This is a genomic window from Streptomyces sp. NPDC055103, assembly GCF_053607625.1.
Window position 1 is genome coordinate 61,033 of sequence record NZ_JBSGTX010000006.1, and the last position, 13,819, is coordinate 74,851.

General features: G+C 73.6%; 13 protein-coding genes and 1 other RNA gene. 4 read left to right on the top strand and 10 right to left on the bottom strand.

Translation table 11 applies throughout. From position 1 onward, the window contains the following. Positions 1-50: 50 nt before the first annotated feature. The 4 genes from ACWFR1_RS06085 to ACWFR1_RS06100 all read right to left on the bottom strand — a co-directional run bounded on the left by ACWFR1_RS06085 (position 51) and on the right by ACWFR1_RS06100 (position 3,940). A complete protein-coding gene (locus ACWFR1_RS06085; protein WP_453546997.1) occupies positions 51-1,160 on the bottom strand; it encodes a ketoacyl-ACP synthase III family protein in 1,110 nt (369 codons plus the stop codon). 46 nt (positions 1,161-1,206) lie between these two features. Further along, the gene (locus tag ACWFR1_RS06090; protein WP_453546999.1) at positions 1,207-2,718 is read right to left on the bottom strand and encodes a DHA2 family efflux MFS transporter permease subunit; all 1,512 of its coding nucleotides are present in this window, start codon (positions 2,716-2,718) and stop codon (positions 1,207-1,209) included. 195 nt (positions 2,719-2,913) lie between these two features. Continuing rightward, positions 2,914-3,312: RNase P RNA component class A (gene rnpB / locus ACWFR1_RS06095), an RNA gene on the bottom strand. 46 nt (positions 3,313-3,358) lie between these two features. Continuing rightward, entirely contained in the window at positions 3,359-3,940 is a 582-nt protein-coding gene (locus ACWFR1_RS06100; protein WP_453547001.1) for a Uma2 family endonuclease, read from the bottom strand. A gap of 136 nt (positions 3,941-4,076) precedes the next feature. Between ACWFR1_RS06100 and ACWFR1_RS06105 the strand changes: the two genes are divergently transcribed. Together ACWFR1_RS06105 and ACWFR1_RS06110 are read left to right on the top strand one after the other, a co-directional pair. Next, the gene (locus ACWFR1_RS06105; protein ID WP_453547003.1) at positions 4,077-4,826 is read left to right on the top strand and encodes a MerR family transcriptional regulator; all 750 of its coding nucleotides are present in this window, start codon (positions 4,077-4,079) and stop codon (positions 4,824-4,826) included. Next, positions 4,823-5,674 carry a hypothetical protein gene (locus tag ACWFR1_RS06110; protein WP_453547005.1) on the top strand — a complete coding sequence of 284 codons (852 nt, stop codon included), beginning with the start codon at positions 4,823-4,825 and terminating at the stop codon, positions 5,672-5,674. The genes ACWFR1_RS06105 and ACWFR1_RS06110 overlap by 4 nt, the downstream gene beginning before the upstream one ends. Here ACWFR1_RS06110 and ACWFR1_RS06115 read toward each other — a convergent pair. Further along, the gene (locus tag ACWFR1_RS06115; protein ID WP_453547008.1) at positions 5,619-7,061 is read right to left on the bottom strand and encodes an RNB domain-containing ribonuclease; all 1,443 of its coding nucleotides are present in this window, start codon (positions 7,059-7,061) and stop codon (positions 5,619-5,621) included. The genes ACWFR1_RS06110 and ACWFR1_RS06115 overlap by 56 nt on opposite strands. 94 nt (positions 7,062-7,155) lie before the next feature. Between ACWFR1_RS06115 and yaaA the strand changes: the two genes are divergently transcribed. After that, positions 7,156-7,923, top strand: coding sequence for a peroxide stress protein YaaA (gene yaaA / locus ACWFR1_RS06120; protein WP_453547010.1), 768 nt, complete (start codon positions 7,156-7,158; stop codon positions 7,921-7,923). 67 nt (positions 7,924-7,990) lie between these two features. Further along, on the top strand, positions 7,991-8,638 hold the full coding sequence (gene eda, locus ACWFR1_RS06125; RefSeq protein ID WP_453547013.1) for a bifunctional 4-hydroxy-2-oxoglutarate aldolase/2-dehydro-3-deoxy-phosphogluconate aldolase: 648 nt from the start codon (positions 7,991-7,993) through the stop codon (positions 8,636-8,638). On the opposite strand, the gene ACWFR1_RS06130 is transcribed toward eda, so the two are convergent. The 5 genes from ACWFR1_RS06130 to ACWFR1_RS06150 all read right to left on the bottom strand — a co-directional run bounded on the left by ACWFR1_RS06130 (position 8,619) and on the right by ACWFR1_RS06150 (position 13,617). Further along, the gene (locus ACWFR1_RS06130) at positions 8,619-9,440 is read right to left on the bottom strand and encodes a GNAT family N-acetyltransferase (protein ID WP_453547016.1); all 822 of its coding nucleotides are present in this window, start codon (positions 9,438-9,440) and stop codon (positions 8,619-8,621) included. The two genes, eda and ACWFR1_RS06130, sit on opposite strands and share 20 nt — an antisense overlap. Positions 9,441-9,504: 64 nt before the next feature. Further along, the gene (locus ACWFR1_RS06135; RefSeq protein WP_453547018.1) at positions 9,505-10,947 is read right to left on the bottom strand and encodes a bifunctional RNase H/acid phosphatase; all 1,443 of its coding nucleotides are present in this window, start codon (positions 10,945-10,947) and stop codon (positions 9,505-9,507) included. Further along, entirely contained in the window at positions 10,947-11,687 is a 741-nt protein-coding gene (locus ACWFR1_RS06140; RefSeq protein WP_453547259.1) for a zinc ribbon domain-containing protein, read from the bottom strand. The genes ACWFR1_RS06135 and ACWFR1_RS06140 overlap by 1 nt, the downstream gene beginning before the upstream one ends. Continuing rightward, on the bottom strand, positions 11,684-12,502 hold the full coding sequence (locus tag ACWFR1_RS06145) for a Nif3-like dinuclear metal center hexameric protein (protein WP_453547020.1): 819 nt from the start codon (positions 12,500-12,502) through the stop codon (positions 11,684-11,686). The genes ACWFR1_RS06140 and ACWFR1_RS06145 overlap by 4 nt, the downstream gene beginning before the upstream one ends. A 77-nt stretch (positions 12,503-12,579) precedes the next feature. Continuing rightward, positions 12,580-13,617 (bottom strand): ABC transporter substrate-binding protein, encoded by a 1,038-nt coding sequence (locus ACWFR1_RS06150; protein ID WP_453547022.1) that lies wholly within the window; start codon positions 13,615-13,617, stop codon positions 12,580-12,582. Between the last annotated feature and the right edge of the window lie 202 nt (positions 13,618-13,819).

Consider the following 13,819-nt stretch of genomic DNA (forward strand, 5'->3'; position numbering starts at 1 on the left):
TCGGCTGCGGAGCGCCTCGGCGGCTCCTCGTGCGACGCGTACGGATCGGGTCACTTCTGTTGTCCTTCCACGGAGGTGGATGCGGGCGGGGCGGCGGGAACGGCGGGTGGCACGGGAGGGACGGCGGCCGGCGGGACCGGCGGGGTGTCGAGGACGCGGACGACGGCGCAGGACCAGGTGAAGCCGGCCCCGACGCCGGCGAGCAGGACGTGCTCGCCGGGCCGGAGTCCGCCCGTGGCGGCGAGGTGCGCGAGGGCCGCGAACTGGTCGGCGGCGCCGAGGTGGCCCACGGTGCGGCCCCAGTCGAAGACGGTGCGCTCCTCGGGGATGCCGAAGGGCTGGAAGAAGGCGGCGTCGAGGCGGCGCCACCCCAGGTTCGGCAGGACGAACCGGTCGATCCGGTCGAGGGTGACGTCGGCCTCCGCGAGCGCCCGTTTGAGGGCGGCACGCTGTCCGGCGGCGACGCGGGCGACGGTGAACGACATGCCCGCCCCGCCGACGTAGGCCCGCTTGTGGCGTTCCATGTCGACGACGGGGTGCCGGCCGAACGGCGCCGTGCCGAACGGGTCGTCGCCCCGGTGCATGCCCTCCAGTTCGGGATCGGCGACGGTGGCGAGGCTGAGCAGCCGGGCGAACCCGGCGCGCCGGGAGAGCACGAGGGCGGCCCCGGCGTCGCCGTAGAGGGTGCCCGGGTCCGAGCGCCACCGGTCGAAGGCCGGTTCGCAGAACCGGTCTCCGGCCGTGAGCAGCGCGGCCGACCTGCTGTCGCCGCCGAGGAGGTATCCGGCGGCGAGGTCGAGCGCGGCCATGCCGCCGTTGGACATCTGCCGCACTTCCAGGGCGGGGCCCTCGCCGCACGGCACCTCGCGCTGGACGTACGAGGCGGGCGGCCACAGGTCGTGGCCCTGGTAGTGCACGGTGGCGTGCAGCAGCAGGTCGATGTCCGCGGGGCCGAGGCCGGCGTGGGCCATGGCCTGCCGGCCGGCCGTGGCGGCGAGCACCGGTCCGGGTTCGGACGCGGACACCGCGACGCTGTCCATCCGCATCTGCCGGGCGGTGCGCTCGTCGATCCGTCCTTGGGCGACGGCGTCGCGCACCCGGCGGGTTGCCGGGACGCTGCTGCCGACCCCGGCGACGAAGATGTCGCGTTCGTACCTCAACTGGGTCCCTCCACGGGATGCTCGGGCTGTGTACGGGGGCGGTCGGTCAGCCCCGCGCGCCCACCGGCTCCTGGACGGGACGCTCGGCGGACGACCCGGAGGCCTTCTCGCTCCCGCCCTGACCACCGGAGGCCGCGTCCTGGCCGGCGGAGGCGGGCTCGTCCTCGCGTCCGTCGAGCCACAGCGACCAGACGGCCGCGACGGCGACGGCGGCCGCGCCGATCCACAGGGCGGTGACCATGCCGTCGACGAAGGTGTGCGCGTCGGTGTAGCCGCCGTGGGAGGCGAAGACCGCGGCGAGGACGGCCACTCCGAAGACGCCGCCGAGCTCCCTGATGGCGTTGTTGACGCCGGAGGCGATGCCTTCCTCCTCGCGGCGTACGGCGCCGAGCGCCAGGTTGGCGGCGGGCCCGAAGTAGAGCCCCATGCCGAGGCCGTTGAGCACGAAGGCGGGGAGCAGCGTCAGGAACCCGGAGGTCTCGGTGACGGTGGCGGCGATGAGCGCGAGGCCCGCGGCCTGGAGGACCATGCCGGCGATGACGATCGGCCGGCCGCCGATCTTGTCGGAGAGGACACCGCCGATGGGCGCGGCGATGAGCGTCATGCCGGTCCAGGCGAGCAGCCGGACGCCGGCGCCGAGCGGCGAGGCGCCCTGCACGGTCTGCACGTACTGGGTGACCAGGAAGATCGAGCCGAACATGCCGAAGTACATGAGGAGCGAGACGCCGTTGATGGCGTTGAAGCCGCGGTTGCGGAAGAGGGAGAGCGGCATCATCGGGTGCGTGGCGCGGCTCTCCCACACGAGGAAGGCGACGAACGAGAGGACGCCGACGGCGAAGCTGCCGAGGACCCGCGCGCTGGTCCAGCCGGCCGCGTTGCCCTCGACGAGGCCGAAGACGAGGCCGAGCATGCCGACGCTGGCGAGGACGGTGCCGGCCAGGTCGAGCGGCTTGCGCTCGCCGTGGCTCTCGGCGAGCCAGCTGGGCGCGAGGGCGAGCAGGGCGACGCCGATCGGCACGTTGATCCAGAAGATCCACTGCCAGGACAGGTAGTTGATGACCAGGCCGCCGACGACGGGCCCGAGCGCGACGGCGAGTCCGCCGACCGCGCCCCAGATGCCGAGCGCGGCTCCGCGCTTCTCCGGCGGGTACGCGGCCGAGAGCAGGGTCAGCGTGAGGGGCAGGACGATCGCGGCGCCGATGCCCTGCACACCGCGTCCGGCGATGAGCATCCCCATGCCGGGGGCGAGCGCGGACATCACCGAGCCGGCGGTGAAGACGGCGATGCCGAGGGTGAAGAGCCGCTTGCGTCCGAAGCGGTCGGCGACGACCGCGGCGGACAGCAGCAGCACGGCGAAGACCAGGGTGAAGGAGTTGACCGTCCACTCCAGGGCGCTGAGGCTCGCGTGCAGGCTGTCCCGGAGCTCGGGAAGCGCGGTCGTCACGACCAGGTTGTCCAGGGAGACCATGAACACGGCCACCGCGGCGACGGCGGCGGTCCGTCCCGGATGGCCGTGTGTCACCCCGGAACCCGTGGGCGGTACGTCGATGGAGGCCATCGTGGGAACCCTCTCCTTCTTCACAACGTCGACTGCTGCCGTGAAGAAGGTCACCCCGGGCGATAGCGCACCACTGGAGCAGTTCTGAAGCGGCCCGGGGGCCGGATCCAGCGAGCGTGGGTTCCGTCACCGGAAAGCCGAAAGGGCCTCCGGCCGGGTCGAAACCCGGTCGGAGGCCCTTCCCCGGTCGGCCGACAGACGAGTCGGGCTGTACGCCGGGTTCTGTGCCCCGGGACCTCGCGGTCGTCGGGGCGACGGCCATCCATCTACGACCGGCGTTGCCGCCGGCCTCCTGCGGTCTACCCGCGAACTCGGGCGAGCAGCCCTCGAACGTCCGCGCAGGGACACCGAGGTGTCCCTTCTTGACCTTGCTCCGAGTGGGGTTTACCTAGCCGCCTGAGTCACCTCAGGCGCTGGTGGTCTCTTACACCACCGTTTCACCCTTACCGAGGACCGAGGTCCCCGGCGGTCTGTTTTCTGTGGCACTGTCCCGCGGGTCACCCCGGGTGGCCGTTAGCCACCACCCTGCTCTGTGGAGCCCGGACGTTCCTCGGGGAGATCCGAGGATCTCCACGCGGCCGTCCGCCCGGCTCGTCTGCCGTGCCGACCATGCTACCCGCCGATTCGGAGAGGGCCGGCCTCAGAGGAACTCGGCCGTCTCCAGGTCGAAGCCGAAGGGGGCGGGGAGCGGGAGTGACTTGCCGAACGGTACGGCGTGGTGCTCTCGGTAGTCGTCGCGGTCCGGGTCGGTGAAGAGCGTCACCGTGGAGGTGTCACGGTCGACCAGCAGGTAGAGCGGGATGCCGCCCCGGGCGTAGCAGAGGCGCTTGCTCTCCCGGTCGGCGTTCGGGCGGCTGGAGGTGACCTCCAGGACCATCGCGACCCCGTCGCAGGGCATCCAGGGATCGGCGCCCGCGAACAGGTCGGCGTCGACGGGGGCGAACGTGAGGTCCGGGATGACATGGTTCCTGAGGCGTTCCACGGCGGCGCCGGACGCCTTGAGGCCCTTGTTCCCCGAGGCGTCCATGTCGACCAGAGATTTCCTGACTACCTGGCGCAGGACGCGGCTGATGTACTTCTCGTGGTCCCCGTCCGGCGGCGGTGTCACGACGATCTCCCCCTCGATCAACTCCGCGCGGAAGCCCTCCGGCGTGTCCAGAGCCAGGAAGCCCTCCAGCAGGACGTCCGCCTGCGTAAGCGGTTCGTGCGGCATGGCAGTCATGTCGTGATCGTCGGACATCGAGGCACCCGCCGTCCCTGTGATCGGGGTCGTTCCCCCGATCGTGGCACATGATCGGGGGCGTGCCCCGGAGCGACCGCTTGACCTTGCCGCGACGTCAGGGTTTCTACTGGGGGCCATGCGTATCGGCGAGATCGCCGCGCTCGTCGGGGTCACCCCGAGGGCCGTGCGGCACTACCACCAGTCGGGGCTGCTGCCCGAGCCCCCGCGGCGGGCCAACGGGTACCGGGAGTACGGGATCCGGGACGCCGTGCTGCTCGCGCGGATCCGTCGGCTGACAGAGCTGGGGCTCGGGCTCGACGAGGTGCGGGGGGTGCTGGCGGACGACGAGGGGCGGGGGCTCGTGGAGGTGCTCCGGGAGCTGGAGGAGGATCTCGCCCGACAGGAGGCGGTCGTCCGGGAGCGGCGGGAGCGGCTCGCCGCGCTGCTCGACCGGGCGCGGGACGGGCTGCTGCCCGCCGAGGGGCCTGTGTCGGCGGAGCTCGGTGAGCTTCTCGCGGGTCTCGGTCCGGTGTCCGACTCGCCCATGGCGGCGAAGGACCGCGAGATCCTGGCCCTGCTCGACACCGTCGTCCCGGAGGAGGAGCGGGGCAGGCTGATCGGCCTGCTCCACGGGACCGCCGCGTCCGCGCACGAGGTGTACGCGCGGCTCGACGCCCTCGCCGGGGCGGAGCAAGACGACCCTCGGGTGGCCGAGGCCGCCCGGGTGCTCGCCGACTGTCTGCCGGACGAGGCGGGCGTGGAGCTGCCGGCCGAGGGCGCGGGTGGCCTCGCGGACGTGTTCTTCGACGATCTCGCCCCGGCCCAGGCCGCCGCCGTCCGCCTCGCGCTGCGTTTGGTGCGGGAGCGGCTGGAGGGGGACCGGTGACCGGCCGCCGTGGCGTCGAGGCCGGGCTCCTCCGGGTCCTGCGGCTCGTCGCGTACACCGCGCTGCCCGCCGAGCTCGTCCTCGCCGTCTGTCTGGTCGGCGGGGTGCGGATACCCGGGGTCGTCCTCGCCGTCGCCGAGGCACTGGTCGTGGTGCTCGTGGCGGCCGAGGGGGCCCTCTACCTCCGGCTGCGGCGGCGCGGGCTCTCCGCCCGGGAGGCCGTGGCGGAGCTCGTACCCGAGTCGGTGCTCCGGCTCGTCGGGCACGAGCTGCGGCTGATGACGAGCCTGGTGCGGTGGGTCGCGCGCCGGCCGCACGGCGTCGCCGGCGTGGACGGCGTCTTCCCGCACGCCCGCGACCAGGCCGCCCTGATGTACGGCTTCGCGTTCGTCTGCCTGGTCGAGACGGTCGGCATGTCCTACCTGCTCGCCGACTGGCCCGCCGTCCACGCCGTCGTCCTCGTCCTCGACGTCTACACCGTGCTGTTCGTGCTTGGCCTGCACGCGGCCTCCGTGACCCGGCCGCACGTGCTGACCGGTGACGTCCTGCGGCTTCGGCAGGCCGCGCACGTCGACGTGGCCGTACCGCTCGGTCTGATCGCCTCCGTCCGGCGCGAGTCGCTGTTCTCGCACGAGAAGGCCGACGGCGAGCTGAACCTCGCCGTCGGCTCGCGGACCTCCGTCACCGTCGAGCTGACGGAGCCCGTCGACGTGCCCCGGCTGCTCGGCGCGCCCCGGCCCGTACGGATCGTCCGGATCCACGCCGACGACCCCCGTGAGTTCCTCGGCGCCCTCACGCGGGCGCGAACAGCACCTTTGCCGAGCCCGGGTCCGCCGCCGCGAGCCTGACCCGCAGCCACTCCCCCAGGGGCAGCTCGGAGGTGCCGCCCGTGATCCGGGCGACGACCGCCGGGTCCTCCAGGTGGACGGTGCCGACGGCCGGTTCGCGCTCCTTCACGTCGATCACGTACGCCTCGAAGACCTCGCCGATCCGCTCCTTCAGGAGCGCCGCCTCGACGATGTCGACGCTCTCGCGCTCGACGGTGTTGGCGCGGCGCGAGCCGGCCGCCATCTCGTCGGGGAGCGCGGGCAGCGCGGCCCGTACCCACTCGGGCGGTTCGTTCCCCGCCACCGCCGCCACGCACAGCTCGCCCGCGTACCGGTCGACGAGCCGACGCAGCGGCGCGGTGCAGTGCGTGTACTCGTCGGCGACGGCGGCGTGCACGGCCGGCGTGGGGATGTGGCCGTCGGTGAAGACGGTGTATCCGGCGCCGCGCAGGAGGGTGGTGCACTCCTGCAGGAAGGCGGCGTGGCGCGGGTTCGTGGGGTCGGCGGAGCGGACGACGTCCGCGTACGAGACGTGGTGCGGCCAGTCGACGCCGAGGGCGCGCGCGGAGCGGCGCAGCCGGGAGACGGCGCCGTCGGGGGCGGTGGGCAGGGTGCGGAGGATGCCGGTGCCCGCGGCGGTCATGAGGTCGGCGGCGGCCATGCCGGTGAGCAGGGAGATCTGGGCGTTCCAGCCGTCGGCGGGGAGCGGCGCCCGATAGGCGAGGGAGTACGTGTGGTCGCTCTCGACGATCTCCTGCTCGGGGACGCTGAGGGAGATCCCGCCGCGCTCGGCTTCGAGGGCCTCGCGGAGCCGTCCGATCTCGCGGAGGAGGGCGAGGGGTTCCTCGGCCGTGCCGGAGTCGATCTGCCGCTGCACGCCCGCGTAGTCGAGCTTGGCGCGGCTGCGGACGAGGGCGCGGCGGACGTCGGTGGCGACCCTGCGCCCCTCGGCGTCGAGGTCGATCCGCCAGAGCAGCGCGGGGCGGGGCTCGCCGGGGAGGAGGCTGGCGGCGCCCTCGGAGAGGACGGCGGGGTGTAGGGGGATCCTGGCGTCGGGGAAGTAGAGGGTGAGGACCCGCCGGTGGGCCTCGGCGTCGAGCGCGGAGCCGGGGGCGACGAAGGCCGCGACGTCGGCGATGGCGTAGTGGACGCGGTAGCCGCCGTCGGCCCGCCGGGTCAGGTGCATGGCCTGGTCGAGGTCGGTGGAGGTCGGCGGGTCGATCGTGAGGAACGGCAGGTCGGTGGCGTCGTACGCGGGGATCCGGGGCGCCTTCGCGGCGGCCTCGGCCTCGGCGAGGACGGCTGGCGGGAAGGCCTCGGGGACGGCGAGCTCGGTACGGAGTGCGCGCAGGGCGGCCCGCAGCGGAGCCTCGGCTGCGCCGGTCACGTGGATGTGGCGGCGTGGCATGGACCGAGACTATGGCCGGGGGCGGGGTGCGGCACCTCGTACGCTGGTGGCCGGGGCCGCACCCCCATCCCCGTACGGACGAAGGAGAACCACCGTGCTCGTGCTGTTGCCGCCCTCCGAAGGCAAGGCCTCCTCGGGGCGCGGGGCGCCGCTCAAGCCGGAGTCGCTGTCCCTGCCGGGGCTCGCGGAGGCGCGGGCGGCGGTCCTGGACGAGCTGGTCGAGCTGTGCGCGGCCGACGAGGAGAAGGCGCGGGAGGTCCTCGGGCTGAGCGAGGGGCTGCGCGGCGAGGTCGCGAAGAACGTGGAGCTGCGGACGGCGGGCGCGCGCCCGGCGGGCGAGATCTACACGGGTGTCCTGTACGACGCGCTGGGTCTGGCGACCCTGGACGCGGCCGTCCGGAAGCGGGCGGGGCGGTCCCTGCTCGTCTTCTCGGGCCTGTGGGGCGCGGTGCGGGTGACGGACCGGATTCCCTCGTACCGCTGCTCGATGGGGGTCAAGCTGCCGGGGCTCGGTGCGCTGGGCACGCACTGGCGGGGCGCGATGGCGTCCGTGCTGCCGGAGGCGGCCGGGGACGGTCTCGTCCTGGATCTGCGCTCGTCGGCGTACGCGTCGGCGTGGAAGCCGAAGGGCGAGGTGGCGGCACGGACGGCGACGGTGCGGGTGCTGCACGCGCCGACCCGGAAGGTCGTCAGTCACTTCAACAAGGCGACGAAGGGCCGGATCGTGCGGAGCCTCCTGGAGGCGGGCGCGGAGCCGGGGTCGCCGGCGGAACTGGCGGTGGCGCTGCGGGACCTGGGGTACGTGGTGGAGGACGGCGGCAGGGCGGGCGCGCTCGACGTCCTGGTGGACGAGATCCACTAACCCCCGACCATTGCACCCTGCGCAACACTCGTTGCGTGAGACGCTCGCCGTGGGCACGATAAGGCCCATGACGAGCGTGTTCGACCTTGCCCCGGAGTCCCCTGTCGTCCCTGTGGTCGTGATCGAGGACGCCGCCGACGCCGTCCCGCTGGCCCGCGCCCTGGTCGCCGGCGGGCTACCGCTGATCGAGGTCACCCTCCGCACCCCCGCCGCGCTCGACGCCGTCCGGGCGATCGCGGCCGAGGTGCCGGAGGCGGTCGTCGGCGCGGGCACGGTCGTCTCCGCCGCCGGGGTCGCGGACGCGGTCGGCGCGGGGGCCCGGTTCCTGGTGAGTCCGGGGTGGACCGAGCGGCTCCTGGGCGCGCTGCGGGAGTCGGGCGTGCCCTTCCTGCCGGGCGTCGCGACGGCCTCGGAGGTCGTGGCGCTGCTCGAACGCGGGGTGGGGGACATGAAGTTCTTCCCGGCGGAGGCGGCTGGCGGCGTCCCGTACCTGAAGTCCCTCGCGGGCCCGCTCCCGCAGGCCCGCTTCTGCCCGACGGGCGGCGTCTCCCTCACCTCCGCCCCCGTCTACCTGTCCCTCCCGAACGTCGGCTGCGTCGGCGGTACGTGGATGCTGCCGCCCGACGCCCTCGCGGCCCGCGACTGGCCCCGCGTCGAGGCGCTGGCACGCGGGGCGGCGGCGCTGCGGGCTCCGGTCAGCGGTCGGGGCCGGTGAACGCGACTCCCAGGTGATCGGTCACCGGGCGGTAGCCGAGCCGCTGGTAGAGGGCGTTGCTGGTGGGGTTGGCGAGGTCGGTGAAGAGGAGGACCTGGGCGGCGCCGCCGTCGCGGGCGGCGCGGCTGACCGCCTCGGTGGCGCCGGCCGCGTAACCGCGTCCGCGCTCGGCGGGCGGGGTGTAGACGAGGTGGACGCGGGCCTGGCCCTCGATCATGCGCGAGACGGACGCCATCGACACGGGGCGGCCGTCAGGTGTCTCCCAGAGAACGAGGCGGCCGTCGGTGATCCGTTCCGTGACGTGCCCGGTGAAGTCCTTGTCCGTGACGTCCTCCCCGATGTCCCGGGCGAACTCCCGCGCCCAGGCGGCGACGAACGGAATGTCCGCCTCGGCGGCGACCCGGGCGCGGCCGACCGGGGCCGGGTCCGGCGGGACCAGTTCGCCGAGCCGGAAGAGCCGCATCCGGACGGTGGTCGTCCAGGGGCGGCCGGTGGCCTCGGAGAACGCCTCCGCGAAGGCCTCGACGGCCGCCGCCTCGCCCCGTACGACCGTCGGCTCCTCCCCCGCCGGGAGCGCGAGGGCGCGCGCCGCCTCCACGGTCACGGCCCCGAAGGACGGTTCGCCCGGCGGGGACACCGCGACCACCCCGGTGACCCGGCCGTCCGGCTCGGCCCACCAGCCGAGCCGGTCCGCGGAGTCCATGAGGGTGAGCACGGCGGTGTTACGGGCCGCCTCGGCGGCCAGCAGGTCGGCGGCGGCGGCCCGGAAGGCGGCGGCGTCCTCGGTGAAGGTCCACGTCATGAACGGTGATGTTGGTACGCCCCGGGTGGGGCGTCCAGCCCTATACGGCGCGGCCCGCCGTGACTCAGCGCAGGTGCGAGGTGTCGTTGAGGAGCCGTACGGACGCGTTGCCGTCGGCGTAGTAGGCCACCGCCGAGATCGAGGCCGCCGACAGCTCCATACGGAACAGCGACTCCGGCGGGGCGCCGAGCGCGAGCCGGACCAGGGTCTTGATCGGGGTGACGTGGGTGACGAGGAGGACGGTACGGCCCGCGTGGTCGGCGGTCAGCCGGTCACGGGTCGCCGCGACGCGCCGGGCGACGGCCGCGAAGCTCTCGCCGCCGCCGGTCGGCGCGGCCTTCGGGGAGGCCAGCCAGGCGTCGAGGTCTTCCGGGTACTTCGCGCGGACCTCGCCGAAGGTCAGACCCTCCCAAGCCCCGAAGTCCGTCTCGCGCAGCCCGCGCTCGACCCGCACGTCGAGCCCGAGGCGGGCGGCGACGGCGGCGGCGGTCTGGCGGCAGCGGGTCAGGGGCGAGGTGACGATCTCCTGGACGGTGCCGCGCGCCGCGAGCGCCTCGGCGACGGCCTCGGCCTGGCGCAGTCCGGCCGCCGACAGCTCGGGGTCGGTGCCCCCGCTCCCCGAGAACCGCTTCTCGGGCGTGAGCGCGGTCTCGCCGTGGCGCAGCAGCACGAACGTCGCCGGCGCGCTCATGTCGGGCCCGCCGGACCAGCCCTGGAGGGGAGCGGCGGAGACCGTCTCCTCGTGGGTGGTCTCCTCGTGGGTGGTCGCCTCGTGGGCGGCCTGCCCGTGGGCGGCACCCTCGTGAGTGATGGCCTCGTGGGTGATCGCCTCGGTCCGTGCCGCCGAGGCGAGGGAGGCGCGGGCCTGGGCCGCGACGGCCTCGTCGGGGGTGAACAGCCCGTCCTCGGGCTGCTGCGAGGTCCCGGACCCGGAGGTCCCGGAGGCCCCGGTCCCTGAGGTCCCCGCAAGCGCGGCCCGCGCGCGGGCCGCGCCCGCCGTCGCGTCGCCGGGAGGGCCCGACGGCGCCAGGACCGCGGCACCGGCCGCGCCCAGGGCGGCCGTCGAGGCGGACGGCTCCCACTGGCGGCCCTGCTTGCCCGCGTCCATCGCCTCGTTCGCGAGCCGGTCCGCGTGCTTGTTCAGCTCGCGCGGGATCCACTCGTAGCGGACCTGGCCGGCCGGGAAGATCCGCCCCGCCTGGGCCGCCAGCGGCTTCATGTCCGGGTGCTTGATCTTCCAGCGGCCGGACATCTGCTCGACGACCAGCTTGGAGTCCATGCGGACGTGGACGGTGGCGTCCGGGAAGAGCGCCCGGGCCGCCGTGAGCCCCGCCACCAGGCCCTTGTACTCGGCGACGTTGTTCGTCGCCACGCCGATGTACTCGGCCGCCTCCGCGAGCGTCTCGCCCGTCACCGGGTCCAGGACCACGGCCCCGTAACCGGCGGGCCCCGGGTTGCCCCGGGAGCCCCCGTCCGCCTCGACGATCACCTCACGAGCAGGCGTCATTACAGACCGGACTCCGAGGTGCGGACCAGGATCCGGCGGCAGTTCTCGCACCGGACGACGGCGTCGCGGGCGGCGGCCCTGACGTCGTTCAGCTCGGTGATGTTGAGCTCGATGTGGCAGCCCTCGCACTTGCGCTGGTAGAGGCGCGCCGCGCCCACGCCGCCCTGCTGCTCGCGCAGCTTCTCGTACAGCTTGAGCAGGTCGGCCGGGACGGAGCCCGCGACGAGCTCGCGCTCCTTGGTGACGGAGGCGGCCTCGGCGTCCAGCTGGCCCTGGGCGGCGTCGCGCCGGGCGATGGCGTCGTCGGTCTTGCTCTGGACGGCGGAGACCCGCTCGGTCAGCTCGGAGACGCGCTCCTGGGCGGACTCGCGGCGCTCCATGACCTCCAGGACGATCTCCTCCAGGTCGCCCTGGCGCTTGGCGAGGGAGACGAGCTCGCGCTGGAGGTTCTCCAGGTCGCGCGGGGAGGCGGCGCCGGAGTCGAGGCGCTGCTGGTCGCGCTGGGCGCGCTGGCGGACCTGGTCGACGTCCTGCTCGGCCTTGGTCTGCTCACGGCCGCAGTCGCTCTCCTCGGTCTGCGCGGCGACGAGCAGGTCGCGCAGCTGCGTGAGGTCCTTGTTCAGCGACTCGATCTCGGCGTGCTCGGGCAGCGACTTGCGCTTGTGGGCGAGCTGCTGGAGTCGGACGTCCAGCGACTGGACGTCGAGGAGGCGGATCTGGTCGGCGGGCGCGGCGTTCAGTTGGGGGCTCCAGGGGAGGTGTGGTGGGAGGACCAGGGGTCGGTGACCGTCTTCGAGACGTGGACGCGGAGGCCCCAGCCATGGCGGTCGGAAATCTCGTCGAGCTGGGCGGCGGCCTGCTCGCACCAGGGCCATTCGGTGGCCCAGTGGGCGGCGTCGACCAGGCCCAGCAGGGACTGCTGGGTGGCCTCGGAGACCGGGTGGTGGCGCAGGTCGGCGGTGAGGAAGGCGTCCACGCCCGCGGCCCGTACGGCGTCGAAGAGGCTGTCGCCCGAGCCGCCGCTGACGGCGACGCGGCGGACGGTCATGCCGGGGTCGCCGGCGACCCGGATGCCCTGCGCGGTGGCGGGCAGCCGCTTCGCGGCGCGGGCGGCGAACTCGGCGAGGGTCTCGGGGTGGTCGAGCTCGCAGATCCGGCCGAGGTTGTTCTCGGCCACGAGGGGCCCGGTGACGCGGAGGTCGAGCGCGCCGGCGAGGGCGTCGGAGACGCCGGGGTCGGCGGTGTCGGCGTTGGTGTGCGCGACATGGAGGGCGACGTCGTGCTTGATGAGGTCGTGCACGACGCGGCCCTTGAAGTGGCCGGCCGAGACCGTCGTCGTACCGCGCAGATAGAGCGGGTGGTGGGTGACGAGCAGGTCGGCGCCGAGGGCGACGGCCTCGTCGGCGATCTCCTGGACGGGGTCGACGGCGAAGAGGACGCGGGTGACCTCGGCGTCGGGGTCGCCGCAGACGGTGCCGACGGCGTCCCACGACTCGGCTCGCTCTGGCGGCCAGAGGGCGTCGAGCGCGGCGATGACTTCAGACAGACGGGGCACGGGGGAAAGGCTACCTTCCCCACGTGCCCTACCGTTCTGGCCTGTGGATAACCCCGCGGCCGGGGGTTCCGGGGCTACTACTTCACGAGGTCCGCGCGCAGGTCGTCGAGGACGCTGTTCGCCGCGGTCACGCCGAGGCCGAGGTACCAGGTCTCGTCCGGGACGTCCTTGGCCTGGCCGGCCTTGACGGCCTTGAGGTTCTTCCAGAGCGGGTTGGCCTGGGCGGCGTCCTTCTTGGTCGCCTTGGCGTCGCCGTAGACGCCGGTGAAGATCCAGTCGGCGTCCGCCTCGTCGATCTTCTCCGGGCTGATCTCGGCCGCGAGCTCGTCGATCTGCTGGTTCTCGGGCCGGGGCAGACCGGTGTCCTCCAGGATCGTGCCGATGAAGGAGGCCTTGGCGTAGAGGCGGATCTTGCCAGGCAGGTAGCGGACCATCGAGACGGTCGGCTTGTTCGGACCGAGGTCCGTCCCCAGCTGCTTCGCCTTCGTCTCGTACGCGGCGAGCTTCGTCTTCGCCTCGGCCGACCTGTCCAGCGCGGCGGCGTTGAGGAGGTAGTTCTCCTTCCAGGTGAAGCCCGGGCGGATGGAGAAGACGGTCGGCGCGATCTTCGACAGCTCGTCGTACTTGTCGGCGGCGCGGAGCTGGCTGCCGAGGATGAGGTCGGGCTGGAGGTTGGCGATGGCCTCCAGGTTGAGGTTGTTGATGGTGCCGACGGACTTCGGGGTGCCGGCGTCCTTCTTGAGGTAGCCGGGGATGCCGTCGTCGCCCTCGGAGGGGGCGTAACCGACGGGCTGGACGCCGAGGGAGACGACGTTGTCGAGCTCGCCGACGTCGAGGACGACGACCCGCTTGGGCGCGGCCTTCAGCTCGGTCGTGCCGAGGGCGTGGGTGAGCGTGCGCGGGAACTGGCCCGGCTTCGCGTCGGTGCCCATGGCCGCGGTCTTGGCGGCGGCGTCGCCGAAGTCCTTGCCGCCGGTGGCGACGTCCTTCTTCTTGGTCGCGTCCTCCTTCGTGGAGGCGGCGTCGGACCCTCCGTCCCCTCCTCCGCAGGCCGCGAGGGAGAGCGCGGCGGCGAGGGCGACGACGGCGGCGGTGCCACGACGGCGGAAGGACATGAGAAGGCTCCTGCGTACGGGTGACGGGGAAACAGGGGTACGGGCGCGACCGGCCGGAGCCACAGGCTCCGCTTAGGCTCGCCTTACCTTACTCATCACCGGTCACTCCAGCACAGCCGCCCCCTCCCCATCCGCCGAACCGCCGCACGATCACCCTTATGTGTGAAGTGACCCTGCTCGTGTTGTTCGGCAGGAAGTGCGA